This window comes from Nocardia sp. PLKS1-43, from assembly GCF_059510335.1.
In genome coordinates this window covers 1,060,412-1,075,960 of sequence record NZ_JCAJZQ010000001.1, presented here as the reverse complement: position 1 = coordinate 1,075,960, position 15,549 = coordinate 1,060,412, and the positions used below count along the sequence as shown (strand labels likewise).

17 protein-coding genes and 1 pseudogene are annotated in these 15,549 nt (G+C 67.6%); 4 read left to right on the top strand and 14 right to left on the bottom strand.

The window, feature by feature from the left end; translation table 11 throughout:
• Positions 1-7 precede the first annotated feature (7 nt).
• From upp to AC5WS7_RS05130, 3 genes are read right to left on the bottom strand one after another with little or no spacing between them, the layout of a single operon-like run.
• Positions 8-712 (bottom strand): uracil phosphoribosyltransferase, encoded by a 705-nt coding sequence (upp, locus tag AC5WS7_RS05140; RefSeq protein WP_495953145.1) that lies wholly within the window; start codon positions 710-712, stop codon positions 8-10.
• On the bottom strand, positions 709-1,410 hold the full coding sequence (locus AC5WS7_RS05135; RefSeq protein ID WP_495953144.1) for an HAD family hydrolase: 702 nt from the start codon (positions 1,408-1,410) through the stop codon (positions 709-711). Before AC5WS7_RS05135 ends, upp begins: the two co-directional genes overlap by 4 nt.
• A complete protein-coding gene (locus AC5WS7_RS05130; protein WP_495953143.1) occupies positions 1,400-2,359 on the bottom strand; it encodes a pseudouridine-5'-phosphate glycosidase in 960 nt (319 codons plus the stop codon). The genes AC5WS7_RS05135 and AC5WS7_RS05130 overlap by 11 nt, the downstream gene beginning before the upstream one ends.
• 211 nt (positions 2,360-2,570) lie before the next feature.
• Between AC5WS7_RS05130 and AC5WS7_RS05125 the strand changes: the two genes are divergently transcribed.
• A complete protein-coding gene (locus AC5WS7_RS05125; RefSeq protein WP_495953142.1) occupies positions 2,571-3,827 on the top strand; it encodes an acyl-CoA dehydrogenase family protein in 1,257 nt (418 codons plus the stop codon).
• 287 nt (positions 3,828-4,114) lie between these two features.
• On the opposite strand, the gene AC5WS7_RS05120 is transcribed toward AC5WS7_RS05125, so the two are convergent.
• Both AC5WS7_RS05120 and AC5WS7_RS05115 read right to left on the bottom strand, forming a co-directional pair.
• Positions 4,115-4,534 (bottom strand): helix-turn-helix domain-containing protein, encoded by a 420-nt coding sequence (locus AC5WS7_RS05120; RefSeq protein ID WP_495953141.1) that lies wholly within the window; start codon positions 4,532-4,534, stop codon positions 4,115-4,117.
• Between the two features lie 202 nt (positions 4,535-4,736).
• Positions 4,737-4,949 (bottom strand): hypothetical protein, encoded by a 213-nt coding sequence (locus AC5WS7_RS05115; RefSeq protein WP_495953140.1) that lies wholly within the window; start codon positions 4,947-4,949, stop codon positions 4,737-4,739.
• A 262-nt stretch (positions 4,950-5,211) separates the two neighbouring features.
• Here AC5WS7_RS05115 and AC5WS7_RS05110 point away from each other — a divergent pair, with 262 nt between their 5' ends.
• Positions 5,212-6,768, top strand: coding sequence for a hypothetical protein (locus AC5WS7_RS05110; RefSeq protein ID WP_495953139.1), 1,557 nt, complete (start codon positions 5,212-5,214; stop codon positions 6,766-6,768).
• 46 nt (positions 6,769-6,814) lie between these two features.
• On the opposite strand, the gene AC5WS7_RS05105 is transcribed toward AC5WS7_RS05110, so the two are convergent.
• The gene (locus tag AC5WS7_RS05105; protein ID WP_495953138.1) at positions 6,815-7,165 is read right to left on the bottom strand and encodes a hypothetical protein; all 351 of its coding nucleotides are present in this window, start codon (positions 7,163-7,165) and stop codon (positions 6,815-6,817) included.
• A gap of 212 nt (positions 7,166-7,377) precedes the next feature.
• Between AC5WS7_RS05105 and AC5WS7_RS05100 the strand changes: the two genes are divergently transcribed.
• Positions 7,378-7,998: a TetR/AcrR family transcriptional regulator gene (locus tag AC5WS7_RS05100; RefSeq protein ID WP_495953137.1), complete on the top strand. Its 621-nt coding sequence runs from the start codon at positions 7,378-7,380 to the stop codon at positions 7,996-7,998.
• A 10-nt stretch (positions 7,999-8,008) separates the two neighbouring features.
• Here the strand turns inward: AC5WS7_RS05100 and AC5WS7_RS05095 are convergent, their stop codons facing one another.
• From AC5WS7_RS05095 to AC5WS7_RS05085, 3 genes are all read right to left on the bottom strand, one after another.
• Positions 8,009-8,695 carry an O-methyltransferase gene (locus AC5WS7_RS05095; protein WP_495953136.1) on the bottom strand — a complete coding sequence of 229 codons (687 nt, stop codon included), beginning with the start codon at positions 8,693-8,695 and terminating at the stop codon, positions 8,009-8,011.
• Positions 8,696-8,805: 110 nt separating this feature from the next.
• Positions 8,806-9,030: a hypothetical protein gene (locus tag AC5WS7_RS05090; protein WP_495953135.1), complete on the bottom strand. Its 225-nt coding sequence runs from the start codon at positions 9,028-9,030 to the stop codon at positions 8,806-8,808.
• A 159-nt stretch (positions 9,031-9,189) separates the two neighbouring features.
• Positions 9,190-9,678 carry a MarR family winged helix-turn-helix transcriptional regulator gene (locus AC5WS7_RS05085; RefSeq protein ID WP_495953134.1) on the bottom strand — a complete coding sequence of 163 codons (489 nt, stop codon included), beginning with the start codon at positions 9,676-9,678 and terminating at the stop codon, positions 9,190-9,192.
• A gap of 117 nt (positions 9,679-9,795) precedes the next feature.
• Between AC5WS7_RS05085 and AC5WS7_RS05080 the strand changes: the two genes are divergently transcribed.
• Positions 9,796-11,292: an MFS transporter gene (locus AC5WS7_RS05080; protein ID WP_495953133.1), complete on the top strand. Its 1,497-nt coding sequence runs from the start codon at positions 9,796-9,798 to the stop codon at positions 11,290-11,292.
• A gap of 541 nt (positions 11,293-11,833) precedes the next feature.
• On the opposite strand, the gene AC5WS7_RS05075 is transcribed toward AC5WS7_RS05080, so the two are convergent.
• The 5 genes and pseudogenes from AC5WS7_RS05075 to AC5WS7_RS05055 all read right to left on the bottom strand — a co-directional run.
• Positions 11,834-12,502 (bottom strand): hypothetical protein, encoded by a 669-nt coding sequence (locus tag AC5WS7_RS05075; RefSeq protein WP_495953132.1) that lies wholly within the window; start codon positions 12,500-12,502, stop codon positions 11,834-11,836.
• 45 nt (positions 12,503-12,547) lie between these two features.
• On the bottom strand, positions 12,548-13,042 hold the full coding sequence (locus tag AC5WS7_RS05070; RefSeq protein WP_495953131.1) for a hypothetical protein: 495 nt from the start codon (positions 13,040-13,042) through the stop codon (positions 12,548-12,550).
• A gap of 167 nt (positions 13,043-13,209) precedes the next feature.
• Entirely contained in the window at positions 13,210-14,007 is a 798-nt protein-coding gene (locus AC5WS7_RS05065; protein WP_495953130.1) for an HpcH/HpaI aldolase family protein, read from the bottom strand.
• Positions 13,992-14,777 (bottom strand): fumarylacetoacetate hydrolase family protein, encoded by a 786-nt coding sequence (locus tag AC5WS7_RS05060; RefSeq protein WP_495953129.1) that lies wholly within the window; start codon positions 14,775-14,777, stop codon positions 13,992-13,994. The genes AC5WS7_RS05065 and AC5WS7_RS05060 overlap by 16 nt, the downstream gene beginning before the upstream one ends.
• Positions 14,777-15,478 (bottom strand): annotated as a pseudogene (locus tag AC5WS7_RS05055) (RraA family protein); the annotation flags it as partial. The pseudogene AC5WS7_RS05055 and the gene AC5WS7_RS05060, both read right to left, overlap by 1 nt.
• Positions 15,479-15,549 lie beyond the last annotated feature (71 nt).

Sequence of the window (15,549 nt, the reverse complement as noted above, 5' to 3'; positions counted from 1 at the left end):
CCCGGAATCAGGCGCCGGCGACGGTGCCGTGGTACCGGTCACCGAAATCGCCGATACCCGGCTGCATGAACGCCTGATCGGTCAGGGTCCGATCGATGTGCGAGGTGACGATCCGGATGTCCGGCCGTCGCGACAACACCGTGGCCAGCGCTTCCGGGCAGGTCAGCACATTGACCACGAGGATGTCCGACTCCTCCACCCCGGCGGCGACGAGTTCGTTGATGGCGGTCAGCAGCGTGCCGCCGGTGGCGATGGTCGGGTCGAGCAGCAGCACCTGACGGCCCGCGATATCCGGGGGCAGCTTGCGATACAGCAGCGTCGGCTTCTTGGTGACCGGGTCGCGCTGGATCAGGATCTTGCCGAATCGGGTATCGGGCCGGATCTCGCGCAACCCGGCCTCCAGCGCGTCCCCGGCCCGCGGAATCGTCACCGCGTAGAGCTCCGGCCGTACCGCTCGCACCCCTTCGTAGACGAATCCGGTGGGCGTCGGCACCGCGTGCGGTTGATGATCCAGATGCGACAGCGCGGTTTCCAGCAGCAGGCGGATGATGCGCCCGGTGGCGCGGACGAACTGTTCCTGACCGGCGGCGGCGTCACGTGCCTGCGTGTGCAGCGCGATCAGGCCGGGTGTGGCGGGCAGGACGAATACGGTGGTGCCGAGATACCGGTCGAGATCGACGGGTCCGATGTCCGGACGGGTCCAGGTGGTCATGGCCTGGCTCGCTTTCGATGTCGGATGAGCAGGGTGTCGACTACGTCGAAGAAGGTGTGAGCCACGTAATCCGGTGTGGCGGAGGCTATCTGGCTGGTCGAGCCGACCCCGTAGGTCACCCCGACGGTGAATGTCCCCAGCGCGTCGCCCAATGCGATATCGGCCGCGGTGTCGCCGACCACCGCGCCCGCGGGCCCGGCCCCGGTCAGCCCGAGTGCGCTCAGCGCCAGATCTCCGCTGGCGCGATGGGGTTTGGGATATTCCACGTCGTCGGCGCCGACCACGGCGGCGAAGGCGTCGCGGATGCCCGCGGATTCCAGGATCAATTCCGCACTGGCATGTCGTTTGCTGGTCACCACCGCCAGCGCCAGCCCGGCGTCCGTGAGCCGGCCCAGCCCGCCCAGGACTCCCTGAAACAGCAGATCGGCCGCCTTGGGCACGATCACCTCGCGGTACCGGATCAGGTATTCCTCCGAAACCGATTGCGCGGTAACCGAATCCACCGACGACCCGGACAGCTCGGCGGACATCTCTAGCAACGGGCGCCCGACCAGCCGCCGCGCCGCGCCCACGCCCGGATCGGCGCCGGTCACGGCCTTGACCGCCAGTACGAACTGCTCGGCGATCGCGCCGGGCGTGTCCAGCAGGGTGCCGTCCAGGTCGAACAGCACCGCGGAAGAAGGTTTTTCAGCTGACATCGCTGACTCCTCTGGTCAGAGCCGCACGGGCGGACTCGATCTCGGCGGCGGCCGCGGCGGTGCTGATCAGCACCGCACGGTTCGCCGCGGCGGCGGCGCCGCCCGTGGCCTCGTCGACCGCGCGCAGCACGAACGTGGTCACCGCCGGGCCGGTGACCCGCTCACGCTCGGCTCGGGCCAGAGCCTGCCCGATCGCGGCCTCGATCCGGTCGCCGTCGAGTGCGTCGGCCTCCGGAATCGGATGAGTGACCAGCACCGATCCGGACCCGCCGAACTCCAGGTGCAGCGCGGCCACCTCGGCGATCTCCTTCGCCGAGTCCAGCCGCACCGGGGTGCGCAAACCGCTGTCCCGACAGTAGAACGCCGGGAACTCACCGGATCGATAACCGATCACCGGGGTGCCCTGGGTCTCCAGGAATTCCAGGGTCAGGCCCGCGTCCAGGATCTTCTTGACGCCGGCACACACCACGATCAGCCGGGTGCGCGCCAGCTCGGTCAGATCCGCGGAGATGTCGAAGGTGGTCTGCGCGCCGCGGTGCACACCGCCGAGTCCCGCGGAGGCGACCGTGGCGATTCCGGCGCGATCGGCGATCGCCATGGTCGCCGAGATCGATGTCGCGCCGAGCGATCCACCGGCCAGCGCCACCGCGATATCACGGCTGGTCACCTTGCTCGCGGACCGGCCCGCGGCGGCCAGCTCCTCGAGTTCGCCTGGGCCGCAACCGATCACGAAACGCCCATCGGCGATGGCGATGGTGGCCGGCACCGCGCCACCGGCGCGCACGGCCTGTTCCACCTCGCGTGCCACGGCGAGGTTGTCCGGCGCACGAAAGCCGTGCGCGACCACATTCGATTCCAGGGCCACCACGGGCAGACCCCGGGCCAGCGCGTCGCGGACCTCGTCGGCGAAGCGGAACAACGGTGATTCGGCGGCAGCGATATCCGGCACGTGGATGACGTCCTTCGCAGCGGTGAGCGGGGTTCTTCGACCCCCTGTGCGCCTCTCATGGTGTGCCGCTCGGCTGCCCGGTCCCACCTTTGCGACCACCGTGAACATATTTCTTGTCGCAAAACGTCTGGCCCAGTAGATCTTTCGTGGGGGCAATGGGCCGGTGCGCCGATTCTCGCCCGCTGCGCGAAACACAACGATCGGAGAGCCGATGACCGCCGTCGACGAATTACCCGCCCGGTTGACCGCGATCGCCGACGCGACCCGAGAGTTCCGCGCGGAGGCGGCGATTCGCGATGCCGAACACATCCTGCCGACCGAGGAACTGCACCGGCTGCTCGATGCCGGGGTCGGCGCCCTGCGCGTCCCCGTGGAATTCGGCGGCTCCGGCGCGTCGGTGCGGGTACTCGCCGACGTGCTGATCGATATCGCCGCCGGTGATTCCAATCTGGCCCAGATCTTCCGCGGCCACCTCGGGCTGACCGAGATCCTGCGTTCGGCGCCACCGGGTCCGGCACGTGCGACGCTGCTGCGCGATGCGGCGGCGGGCCGATTCTTCGGACCGGCCGGGGCCGAACTGAACAGCACGAATCTGTCGGCACTGAGTACCGAACTGCGCCGATCCGGCGATCACTACCTGCTCTCGGGCCGAAAGTACTACACCACCGGCAGCCTGTACGCGCACTGGCTCAACGTCCTGGTGCGCGAGAACGGCGAATTCCGCTCCGCGATCGTGCCGCGCGAGGCCCCCGGGATCACGATCGCCGACGACTGGGACGGCTTCGGGCAACGCCTGACCGCCAGCGGTACCGCGGTATTCGAGGACGTGCGAGTCGAACCGGAATTCGTTCTGCGCCACCGTAATCCGCTGACCAATGACTATATGGAGGCGTTCTACCAGTTCGTGCACTCCGCCACCCAGGCGGGTATCACCCGGGCGGCCGCCGACGATCTGGCCGTGCTGGTGCGCGGACGCACCCGCTCCTACCCCTTGGCCTCCACCCCCGACCCGGCCGGTGATCCGCAGGTGCTGCAGATCGTCGGCGAGGTGTGGAGCAAGGCGTACACCGCCCGTGCCAATGTGCTGCTCCTGGCCGACGCACTCGACGAATTCCAGTCCGCCCCTTCGGCACAGCGGGCACAGCGCCTCCTGCTGGACTCGGCCGCGACCCAGGTGGTCAATACCGAACTCGCGGGCGCGGCGACCTGGCAGCTGTTCGACGCGGGCAGCGCCAGCGCCGTGAAATCCGGTCTCGGCCTGGACCGGCACTGGCGCAACGCCCGCACGGTGTCCTCACACAATCCGGCCGTCTACAAGGCCGCGCTGATCGGCGACCACACCGTCAACGGCACAGCGCCCCGCAGCTTCCTCAACAGCGCGGCCGAGGACGCCGGGCGTGACCCGCACAGTTCACAGCGCGCCACCGACGTCGACCAATTACGCTGTGCCGGTGATGAATTCGCGTAGCCACCGAGCCGGCCCGCATCGCCAGGGCGTGACTTTTCCGAACCAACGCGGGTAAAGGCCGGCAACCAGCCGTCGGCGAGCGCCGATCAGTGGGTTGTGCGGCTCGGGCCGGCCGCCGGCGCGGCGGCGCCGCTGTCGGCGACAGTGCTCAGCGGCGAGCCGCCGAATACCGGGCCAGCAAGCCTACGATCCAGCCGTCCGCGCCGCATTGTGCCGGCGCGCCGACGAGCTGATCGCCGTAGCTACCGGAAATAGCGTCACCGGCCGCTGATCGCGCGGCGCCGGGGTCAACCCTCCGGTATCAGCAGATCGGCAAGCTCGGTGAGCAAGGCCTTCGCGCGGGCTGCCCTGGCCTGGTCACCGAGCGTCATAGTCAAGGTCTCGTCCAGTAGCGGCGCGGTGCGGCGTGCGATCGCCTTGAACAACACATCGGTCGGGTAGACCAGCGTGCGCCGCCGGTCGGCCGGGTCGATCTCGGTCGCGAGCAAGGCGGAGTCGGTCAGCCGGGCGACGCATTCCGAGATGTGGCCCTGCGAAAATCCTGTGCGCCTGGTGATCTCCCGCACCGCACTGCCCGGGTTGTCGATGACATCGGTCAGCACGGCAACCTCCCCCTCCGGAAGGTGTTCGTCGCTCGATTCGAGGCCGACCTGGCGCGCGATCTCGATCAGATGCCTGCCCAGCCGGTGGAGCCGTCTGCCGTCCATCAATCCAGGATAGCCAGCGATCAACCCATTGGTAGCGATGCACTCTTGTGGTTACATCGGTGCCGATGCAATTTTCCGGAAACCATGACAGCGATGTAAATTGCCCCTACTCTATCGCGAGAATGCCGTTTCCGAAATTGGTAACGGAATCTATCACCACGTAGGAGTTTCCAATGGGCTATCCGGCCCAGTCTCGACCCCCTCACTCGCACCGGCGGCGGTGGCGCTTCGCCATCGTCACCTTGGCGATCGTGACGACATGTTTGTCCTGGCAGACGGTGACGGCGGCGCCACCGACCACCAGCCCGCCGACCACTACCTCGCCCGCACCGGGCACCCCGTCCTCCACAGCGGACACAACTTCGCCCGGCACCTCCTCGTCCACAGCGAGCACCACATCCACCACACCAGGCACCACATCCTCCGCACCGAGCGCAACGCAGGCTGCACCCACGACGAAGCCGCCGACGCCTGGTGGCCCGATTACCGCGGACCCGTCCGAACAGCTGCACAAGCAGGTCAAGCTCAGCGAGCTGCCGGCCCCACCCACGGCCCCGTCCACCGATGCAGGATCGTGCACACAGGCGATCAACCCGCACGGCACCGGGTGCCTCAGCCCGGCCTGGGGCGCCCTGGGTGCGGTCGGCACCTACTACCCGTCGAGTGATTACACCCTGGTGGGCGCGGTGTTCGCCGGCGCACCGTCGTCCGGCCCGGCGGCCGCCTACAATGGTCCGCAGGTTCTGCTGGTGCACACCGACGGAAAGACCTTCCCCAACGGAGATCCGTGGAAGTGCCTGACCTGCGGTGTCGCCTATCCGGCGAACTTCGGTGGCGTCAGCGGCAACAACGACTTCACCTACCCGATCAACGGCTTCCACGACGGAAAGCGAGCCTTGGCGGGCTCGGCCATCATCGACTGCGGCCAGTACGAGTTCTCCGACGACAAATGCACCTCCGCACAGGTTCATGCCTATCCGCTGTACTGGGACAACGGCACCGGAAAACCCGGGCAGCTACGCGAAGCGCGTCTGAATCCGGACGATCAGCACATCGGCTTCAGTTACATAATCACGTCGCAGGAGCAGTACGACGAGTTCGGGTTCGCCGGCAAACTCCGGTTCGATCAGGCGAACAGCCGCTATGCCATCGATGACGTCCGGATGATGTTCAATCCGTCGCCCCAGTTCCAGCCCTACCGAGTCTCGGGCACCGACCTGCAGTTCAATCCGGCCGGAATGATCGGCGAATTCCGTGGCTGGACCGCCGACGGACGATCCGCCATGGGCGTCCAGAGCTACCAATCCGACAACATCGACGAATGGGCCACCGACAACGTCACCGGGCAGTCGCGCCCGCTCACCCGCCGCGCGATGTACACCGATCCCGACTTCGAATCCCCGAACGGCAAGTATCTGCTGTCGGAACAGCTACTCGGCTCGGGCCGGATGGATTTCATCGGCGGTATGCAGGGCATCCCGCCGATCACGGATCAGGCGGGCACCACCGGTCACGTCTCCGGCCTGCACGACAACGGAATGCGGCGGTTCTTCCTGCCACACCTGGTCGACCCGAATTCCGGCCGCAGTCAGCAACTTCAGCCCAACGGCGACTGGAATACCGCTGCCGACCCCGCCTGGCTCGCCGACAGCAGCGCCGCGGTCTGGGCGGAGAATTTCGCCTGCGGAGCCAACCCCAGCCCGCACAAGTGCGCCGGGTCGCCGGAACCGGGTGGCCGCAACAGCCGCGTGATGATCGCGCGTTTCCCCGGCCTGGGCTCGACGCCACCGCCGCAGGTGCCGCCGGCACCCGATGTGGCGTGGGGCGTGCCGTATAAACCGGGGCAAACCCTGCCGGTGCGCCCGCATCTGCCCGCCGGCACCTACACACTGAAGGGCGCCAAACAGGGCGAGGCCAAGGTCGTCATCGCCGAGAATTCCGCGAAGACGCGGATCATGAATCTATCGGTCACCTATACCGATTTCAGCGACATCCCGGGCATCGTGCTCAACGGCACCGAGACCGTGGTGCGAGGTTCGGACGCGGATATCGCGGCGATGACATTGCACGAGAATCTGACGATGACCGGCCGCCAGCAGGGCACGAAGAAGACCAGTGAACCCGACGGGTTCACCATGCTGCCCCAGATGCTGCAAAGCAACTTCCAATCGAAAGGCACGCTGACCACCACTATCGACGGCAAGACCTACACACAGCCCGCCAACGGAACGTAAAAATTCCGCGCGCGTAATCGGCGTCTGGTGAAACCACGAACGCCGATTACGCATGCGCACCAGAATCCCGGGAACGCAGCCGGAAATAGTTTCGACACTCCCGGACAAAATCTTCGGCGCCGGAAGGCACACCATTCGGATCCCGATGAATTCCCAGAATGAGCGGGACTTCCGGACCGATATTCATCGTCGAACCAACGGATACACACCGACGGCGCTCGCCCGAGGGGTGCACACCCGGACCGCAACGGTGCCGGGCCGGTCCAGCACGTCGGACATGATCGGCCATCTGCTGCGGCGACAGGCCGGTCGGTCCGAAGACGGGAACGTTCTCCTGTCCGCCCTGCTCGCGGATCGGGTCGAGATGGCGAACCAGGTTATCCATGTAGAACGGCACGCTGAGTGCCCGGTGGCCGTGCCGGTTGCTTCGAGGGCCGCGTCCATCGCTCGGGCGGCCCGGTCCGCGGGCACCCGGCAAGCGCTGTCGGCCAACCGGTTCGGACAATCGACCGAGGGTCGGGATGTGGGGTGAGCGGAGGTGGTAGCGGCTATTGTGAGTATTCGCTCGGCTTTTGGGCAGCACCCTTCGCATCGTCCGAGAGGATTCGAATGCCGTCCAACGATCGCCGCCTCGACCCGCGTCGTAAGCCTCGCCAGGTGCGCGCGGAACTCACCCGGGAACGGATTCTCACCGCCGCGGCCGAGGTTTTCGTCGAGCACGGCTATGCCGCCGGGACCACCAATCGCATCGCCGAACGCGCCCGCATCTCCATCGGCTCTCTCTACCAATACTTTCCGAGCAAGGACGCGATCCTCGCCGAATTGCTGGTCCGGCACATCGACCGTGGAAACTGGCCCCCGGCCGACCAACTGGATCTGTCGGCCGGGAGCCTCCCGGCGGCGGTACGGGCGCTGGTCCGCGACGCCATCGACAACCACAGCGACGACCCGCAACTGCTGCGAATCATGTTCGAGCAAGCGCCGATGTCGCGGGAACTGCTCGAGGCCCTCGACCGGCACGGGAAACTTCGCGTCGGCCAGGTGCGCGAATTCCTCGCCCGGCACCCGGATGTTCGCGTGCGCGACCTCGATACCGCCGCGGAGCTGATCGTGTTCACGGTGGAGACCAATACGCACAAGCTCATGGCCGATCCGCGGACCACCGCGATCGAGTCGGTGGAGAACGAGTTGGTGGACATGGTGATCCGCTACCTGCGCGGAGATCGGTAGCGGCACACTGTCATCGGACGCGAACCGAGACCTCGGTGCCGCCCTTGTAAGGCACTCGGACCGAGGCGAATCCGTTCTCCGGGTCGCGCACCCACGACACGTAGTCGGCGTAGTCACCGCGCATCACCCCGACGTTGTCGGTGATCACCACCGCACCCGGGCGCAGGTGCGGAGCGACGAGGCGCAACACATCCAGGGCCGCGTCCGGGAAACCGTCGTTGAGCATGAGATCGACGGGCTCGTCCAGGTCGCGCAACGTGTCCAGGGCGTCGCCGACGCGGATGTCGACGTAGTCCTGCACACCTGCCTCGCGCAGATTGGCACGGGCACGTTCGGCTTTCGACGGCACCATCTCGGTGCCGATCACCGTGCCGCCCCCGTTGTCGCGGACGGCCGCGGCCAACCAGATCGTCGACACGCCGAACGACGTCCCGAACTCGACCACGCGGCGGGCCCGCACGGCGCGCGCCTGGGCATAGCAGTAGGCGGCCTGCTCCCGCCCGAGCGCGAGGAAGGCGTCGTCGAAACGGTCGGACTCCCCCGCCGACGAGCGACGCCGCCCGAGCGCGAGCGCCGGCAGGTCGCCGGCGAGCCGCGCCAGTATCCGCGGCAGCTGCCGATCGTTCGCCGAGTGCAGGCGCCGCAGCACCCCAGCGGCCCGGGCATCCAGAAGTACAAAGGGATCGCGCTTGGTCATGCCCCAATTGTGGGCAAATCCGGGTACCGCCGAAACTCGCTTTCGCGGCCATCTCGACAAGGGGCGTGCCGCACCCGTTTCGATCCTTCGAACTGCGCGAACATCCCGAATCAGGGTGTATCGAGTCCCTGTTCGAATTCCAGCTCACGACGGTTGCTCACATTCTCGGCGAGTCCCAGCGCTACGCGGTCGCCGGAGTGGTGTTTCGCGTGGATGACCACCACCCCGCTCTCATCCTTGGTCCGAAAACTGGTGCTGGACTGCTGCTTTCGTGATCGCACCGCATCGGCGATCATCTGCAACGAAGTGCCGCGGGCACCGGCGAACAGTCGCATCGCCGTATCAATCGTGCACTGTTTCGTAACGCTGTATCGGGGCCGAGCCGCGACACCGTTCGTCGGACCCGCCACAGCTTCCACGCCATCGAACCCAACCGGCCACAGAACCACGTCCCGATCGTCTTCGTGCCGGATCGCGGTCGTTCCGGCACGATTTCAGTGTCTGAGGGCCTGATCCAGAGCCATCAGGGCCTCACGAAACGTCACGGCCTGCTCGAGAAGTTCCTCGGGCGCGGCCGCGCGCAGCCGCCGCACCCAGAGCGCCCGGACGCTCTCGGTACTTTCGACCGCCAGCTCGGTCGCGGTCAGTTGCACATAGCGCGCGTCGTCGGCGCTCTGCTCCTTGGTGATGAAGTCGCGGGATTCGAGAACCCGCACCGCGGCACTGACATTGCTGCGCCGTAGGCCCGTGGCCGTCGCGATCCGGGTCGGGTTGGTGCCCGGACTCCGGAGGATCTCCCGGAGCACTTCCACCTCGGTGCCCGTGAGCGGGATGATCTCGCGGCGGATGTCTTCACGGCGCAGGGCCATTTTGCGCGCGACGTTGTTCATCGCGTCGATGACGTCAGCCAACTGTTCATCCATGACCAGACGCCTCTGGGCCGCCTCTACATCTTCACTCACGCTTGACATGTTATCCAGCATAGTGCGTATGCTTTCGTACACATATCTACTGCGAAGTGGCAGGGAGCACATGCAATGACCGTCGAACCCTCCGGCCGTCCATCCCCCGTCAGCCCTGGAACGCCGGGCCGGAGCAGGGTGACCATCGCTCTGGCATGCCTCGGCGCCCTCGTCTCCTACCTGCCGCTCGTCGGCGTGTCGGCGGCGCTGCCGATCCTGGGAGCCGGACTGCACGCCTCCACCAGCCAGCTTCAATGGATCACCGACGCATTCATCCTGCCGACCGCAGTCCTGATATTGACCTTCGGGACACTCGGTGAGCGATACGGCAGGAAGCGGATCTACCTGGCGGGGATGACGTTCTCCGGCGTCGGCTGGATAATCTGCCTCGCGGCCGGCAACGTGGCCGAGATCTACGTCGGACTCGCACTCGCCGGAATGGGCACCGCCGCAATGATGCCGACAACCCTGGCGCTGGTCGGCCGGGCGCGGGAGGATCATTGCGGGCGCGCGGCGGCGATCGCGGTGTGGACCGGCTCGCTCGGGCTCGGCCTGACCCTCGGGCCGGTATTCAGCGGACTCATCGCCGAACATGCCGGCTGGCGCTGGATCTTCCTACCCGAACTCGTGCTCAGCGCGGCAACCCTGGTCGCCGCTACCGTCGCACTGCCGGAGTCCCACATCGAGCGAACGCGACACCTCGATGTGCCCGGTCAGGTGCTGGCCATCGTCGCGCTCACCGGGGTGGTCTTCGGCGTCATCCAGGGCGGCGCGGCCGGGTGGAGTTCCCCCGGCGCCGTCATCGCCATCGTGGCCGCCGCGCTGGCGCTGCCAGCCTTCGTGATGGTCGAATTGCGTTCGCCCGAACCGATGTTCGAGGTCCGCCTGTTCGGTTCGCTCGCGTTCACCGGTGCTGCGCTGGTCATGACGATCACGCTGTTCGCCCAGGTCGGGCTCGTATTCACGCTGAGTGAATACTTCGGTTTGGTGCGCCACGCCTCGACGCTCGAGATCGGCCTGCTGCTCATCGCGCTCAACGGCTTCGCGGTCGTGCTCGGACCGGCCCTGGGCCGGATGATGAACCGGCTGACACCCGGCCTGGTCCTGGTCGCCGGTCTCGGAATCGGCGGTGTGGCAGCGCTGGGCATGGGAATCTTTCGCGCCGACACCCGCACTGCCGTCGTGGTACTCGTGATCGCGCTGTTCGGCTTGGGCATCGCGCTGGCGCTGGCGCCGATCACCACGATCGCCGTCAACAGCGTGCCGTCGCGGCTCGCCGGTACGGCGGGTTCGGCGAACAGCGCATTGCGCCAGATCGGCAGCGCACTGGGTCCCGCGGTCTTCGGTGTCGTGCTGACCAACCGGCTACTGGGCACACTGCCCGGCCACCTTGCCGCATCCGGTCTCGGAATCGGCGAGCGGGGCACGGTCACCGGCGTCGTATCGAAGGCGGGTATCCAGGCCGGAGCGTTCCTGCACCTGCACAGCGGCCACAGCACCGCACTCGCACACGCCGCATACGCTCTGAGCTTCGGCGACGCCCTGCACGCGTGCGCACTCATTGCCGGAATCGGCATGCTGCTGGCCGGGTGCATCGCCCTGATACTGATCGGCGTGCGCCGCACGCGCATGTAACGCGTCGGAGGTACGGGCCGAAACGTTCACTACCCCCCGAGAGTCGGCCGGGCCCGAAAACATCGGCCCGGCCGGCTCTTTCGATATCGACGAGCCCCACACCCATTCGACCGGCGCCCCAATTTCGCGGTCCAGTTGGGCGAGCCGATGGCGAATCGGCAGCGACAAAAGGTCACACGTCGGCCAACCGGTGTCGACAAGCCTGGTCGATTGTCGACCGCGGCCCAACGTCATACACCCCAACGGGAGTCGATGCGCGTCAATCAGCGCCGTTGCAGGCCGGACCGGTGTCGGCGCGCGCGGTTGCTTCCGTTGCGCTCGAACCGATGTCTTTGCGTGCCCGGCCGGTGTCGATGAACCCGGCCGGTGTAGACGAGCCCCGGCCAATTCCGGGGTCGTGCGATCCGCCCGCACGGAAACCGGATAACAGTGAAAAGAGGCGGCACCGCGACTACGGTGCCACCTCATCGTTTCCGTTTCCGGTTCGACCGTCCGGCTCGGATCGCCGGATGGTTCGGCGCTTCGGGCCGCGCGCCCGAGGTCAGCCGCGCGGGCTCGCGGCGCGCTGGGCCTGCATCCGGTTGTACTTGTCCACGGTGACGGCCACACCGACCGGGATGCCGACGGCTCCGGCGCCCAACATGCCGCCGACCGCCGCGCCCATCGCCGCACCGGCCATACAGCCGCCGATCATGCCGGGCACGGTCAGAGCGGCGGCCGACATGACGGTGACCATACTGCCCAGGGTGACCGCGCCGACCGGGCAGCCGACGGCCGCACCGGCGAATCCGCCTGCCATACCGCCGATTCCGGCCGCGAGGCCGGTGTACGCACCGGCCTGCTGCCAGGCGGTGTGCACATCACCGAGAACGTCGCCGCTCGCGGCGGGCGGTGCGGGCGCGGCTACCGGTGTCGAGGCGGGCGCGGCCGGATCGCTCGCCACCGTCTTCTGGGGTGTGCCGAAAAGCTGTTGCTGCGTGGCATTCTGGACCGAGAGCTGCCCGTCGTGCATCGTCACTGCCCCGACCGGGGTGGTCAGCATCGACGAATTGTCGGTGGTCGAACCGGTGAACTGAATACCCGGCGCGACCTGGACGCCCACTTTGCCCGGCTCGGCGGCGGGTGCGTCGGCATGTGCCGAGCCAGCGCCGAACGCGACGGCGACGGCAGTCAGAGCGGTGACCGTGGTTCCCGCGGTGGTGTATTTCATGGTGTTCTCACTTCATCGTGATGGAGTCCGGCGATCGGCCGGGAGTTACTGCGCGGCAGGCAGCGGGGCGGAGACGAATCCCTTGGCGTGCAACTGGTTGTACTGTTCGGTGGCGGTGCCGACCAGTGGCGGAATGCCGGTGATCGCGCCGCCGACGAGGGTGCCCAGACCGCCACCGGTGACGCCACCGAGCAGGCAGCCGCCGACGATGCCGATCGGCGTCAGCGTCCCGGCGGTCGTCAGGACGGTCAGCGTGCCGCCGGTGATCGCGCCGACGGGGCAGCCCACCGCCGCGCCGAGCGCGCCACCGAACAGCTTGCCGTCGTTGGCGCCGTTGTTGAACGCGTTGCTCACCGCGCCGACCGCGTTGTCGATCGCCGCGCTGCGTTCGAGATCGCTTGGGGTGGAGGGGGAATCGGCGACGTCGACCACAGCCGACGGAGCGGCCGGCGCGGGTGCGGCGGCCGCGACGCCACCGGCGGCCGCCGCCGCGGCCACCGCGAGGACGGCCAACGTCCCGGCTCGGGAGATAGTGTTCATGACTTCCTCATCTCGAGTGTTCCTGTTCTTCCCGGCCCGATCCGGCCGGGAAATCTGCGCGGCCCGGTCGCGGCCCGCCCGATCGGGCGCTGCCGAATATGCCGCTGCCGTACCGGTTTTCGGCGAACTCCTGGATGTCCATCCCGCCCCGATGCGTGGAGGCGGTGTCACACTGAGCCCGATGCCCCTGTCTCAGTGATGAATCGGGAGGCCAAAGCCTCCGAACCACGCGCCAGCAGTGCCACATCGGCCCCGACGAGGACGAAGGCCGCACCCGCGGTCAGGTACCCGTCGGCGACGGCGGTGTCGAACGCGTTGACCCCCACCGGAATTCCCGCCTTCCGAACCGCGGCGAACGCACGACACACGGCAGCGACGACATCCGGATGCGTTTGCTGTCCGAGCAGGCCCATCGACGCGGCCAGATCCGAGGGTCCGACGAATACACCGTCGATACCGTCGACCGCGGCGATCTGTCCGGCGGCCCCGACCGCGTCGATCGTCTCGACCTGAACGAACAGCGACACATGGGAATCCGCGTGGGTCAGATACCCCTCGACCCGATTCCAGCGCGCCGACCGCGCGAGCGCCGAGCCGACTCCGCGCCGGCCGCGCGGTGGGTACCGCGTCGCCTCGACCACGCGGCGGGCCTGTTCGGCGGAGGAGACCATGGGCACCAACAGGTTCCGCGCGCCGAGGTCGAGAACCTGTTTGATGAGCACGGGATCGTCCGAGGCCACCCGGACCACCGGCGAGATCGGGTACGCGGCGATCGACTGCAGTTGCGCGAGAACGGATTCCAGTCCATTGGGGCCGTGTTCCATATCGATCAGCAGCCAGTCCAGACCGCTGCCCGCGCAGATCTCGGCGATCAGCGGGCTGCCCGAGCACACCCACATCCCGGCCAGGGGACGCGTGCGCGAGGCCAGCGCATCTCGGAAGGTGGGGGTCAGTGGAATCGGCACGAGACGGTTCCCATCGGTCCGTAGTCGCACAACACGCTGTCGCCGCGCTGAATCCACACCGGCCGGGTGAACGATCCGGCCAGCACGATCTCACCCGCGCCGATATGGGCGTCGTGCCGATGAAGTTTGTTCGCCAGCCACGCGACTCCGGTCGCCGGATGGTTCAGCACCCCGGCCGCCACGCCGGTCTCCTCGATCGCCTCGTTGCGGTAGAGCAGCGCGGACACCCACCGCAGGTCGACAGCGCCCGGAGCGGTCGGGTTGCCACCCAGCACCAGACCGCCGTAGGCGGCGTTGTCGGCGATGGTGTCGACGATCGTGCGGCCCTCCATCTCGATGTGCGAGTCGAGAATTTCCAGTGCGGGAGTGACGAATTCGGTGGCGCGCAGCACGTCGAACACCGTGCAGTGCGGTCCGTGCAACGGCCGGGCGAGTACGAAGGCCAGCTCGACCTCGATGCGAACGTTGCAGAAGCCGTCGAACGTGATGACAGAGCCGTTCTCCCGCACCGTGTCCTCGAAGATCACGCCGTAATCGGGCTCGGTGATTCCGGTGGCAGCCTGCATCGCGCGCGAGGTCAGGCCGATCTTGCGACCGACCGGCCTGCGGCCGTCGGCGATGTTACGGTCGCGCCACACGCCCTGGATCGCATAGGAGTCCTCGATCGTGGCATCCGGGTAGCGGGCGGTGATGCGCGGGATCATGCGGCGGTCGCGCCCGGCCCCGGCCAGTTCGCCGGCGAGGGCGGTGATCGTTTCGGCGGGCAGCATCAGCGCTCCTTCTGCTCGGCGAGCGACTGCTCGTACTTCGCCCGCCACCGCGCATTCATCGGGAACAGCCCCTCGACCCGATGACCGGCGGCGACCTGCGTGGCGATCCACGCGTCCTCGGCCTCCTGGCGCAACGTGTCGTCCACGACGTCCTCGGCGATGGCCGCAGGCAGCACGATCACACCGTCGTCATCGCCCACGACGATGTCACCGGGCTGGACCGTCGTGCGGCCGCAGGCGATCGTGAGGTCGGTGTCCCACGGCACGTGCACGCGTCCGAGCACGGCAGGATGGGCGCCGACGGTGTAAACCGGAATCCCCACCGCGGCAACGGCTTCGACGTCGCGTACGCCGCCATCGGTGACGATGCCGGCCGCACCCGCGACGTGTGCGCGCAAGGCGAGCACATCTCCCAGCGTGCCCGCACCGGTGTCCCCGCGCGCCTCGACGACGATGATCTCCCCCGGGCCGACCGCGTCGAAAAGCCGCTTCTGCGCGTTGTATCCGCCACCGTGCGCGGCGAACAGATCCTCCCGATTGGGCACGAACCGCAACGTCCTGGCCGTGCCGACCATCTTCACGCCCGGCGTCAACGAACGCACGCCCTCGATCGTCACGTTGTTCAGCCCGCGCTTGCGCAACTGCGCCGACAAACCGGCGACGGGTGCGCGCAACAGCTTGTCCCGCAACGAGTTCGGCAATTTCGCGGCATTCGGGCCATCCGTCGTTCCGGTCGTCATCGGATTTTCGCCCGGAACACACCGTCGTTCAC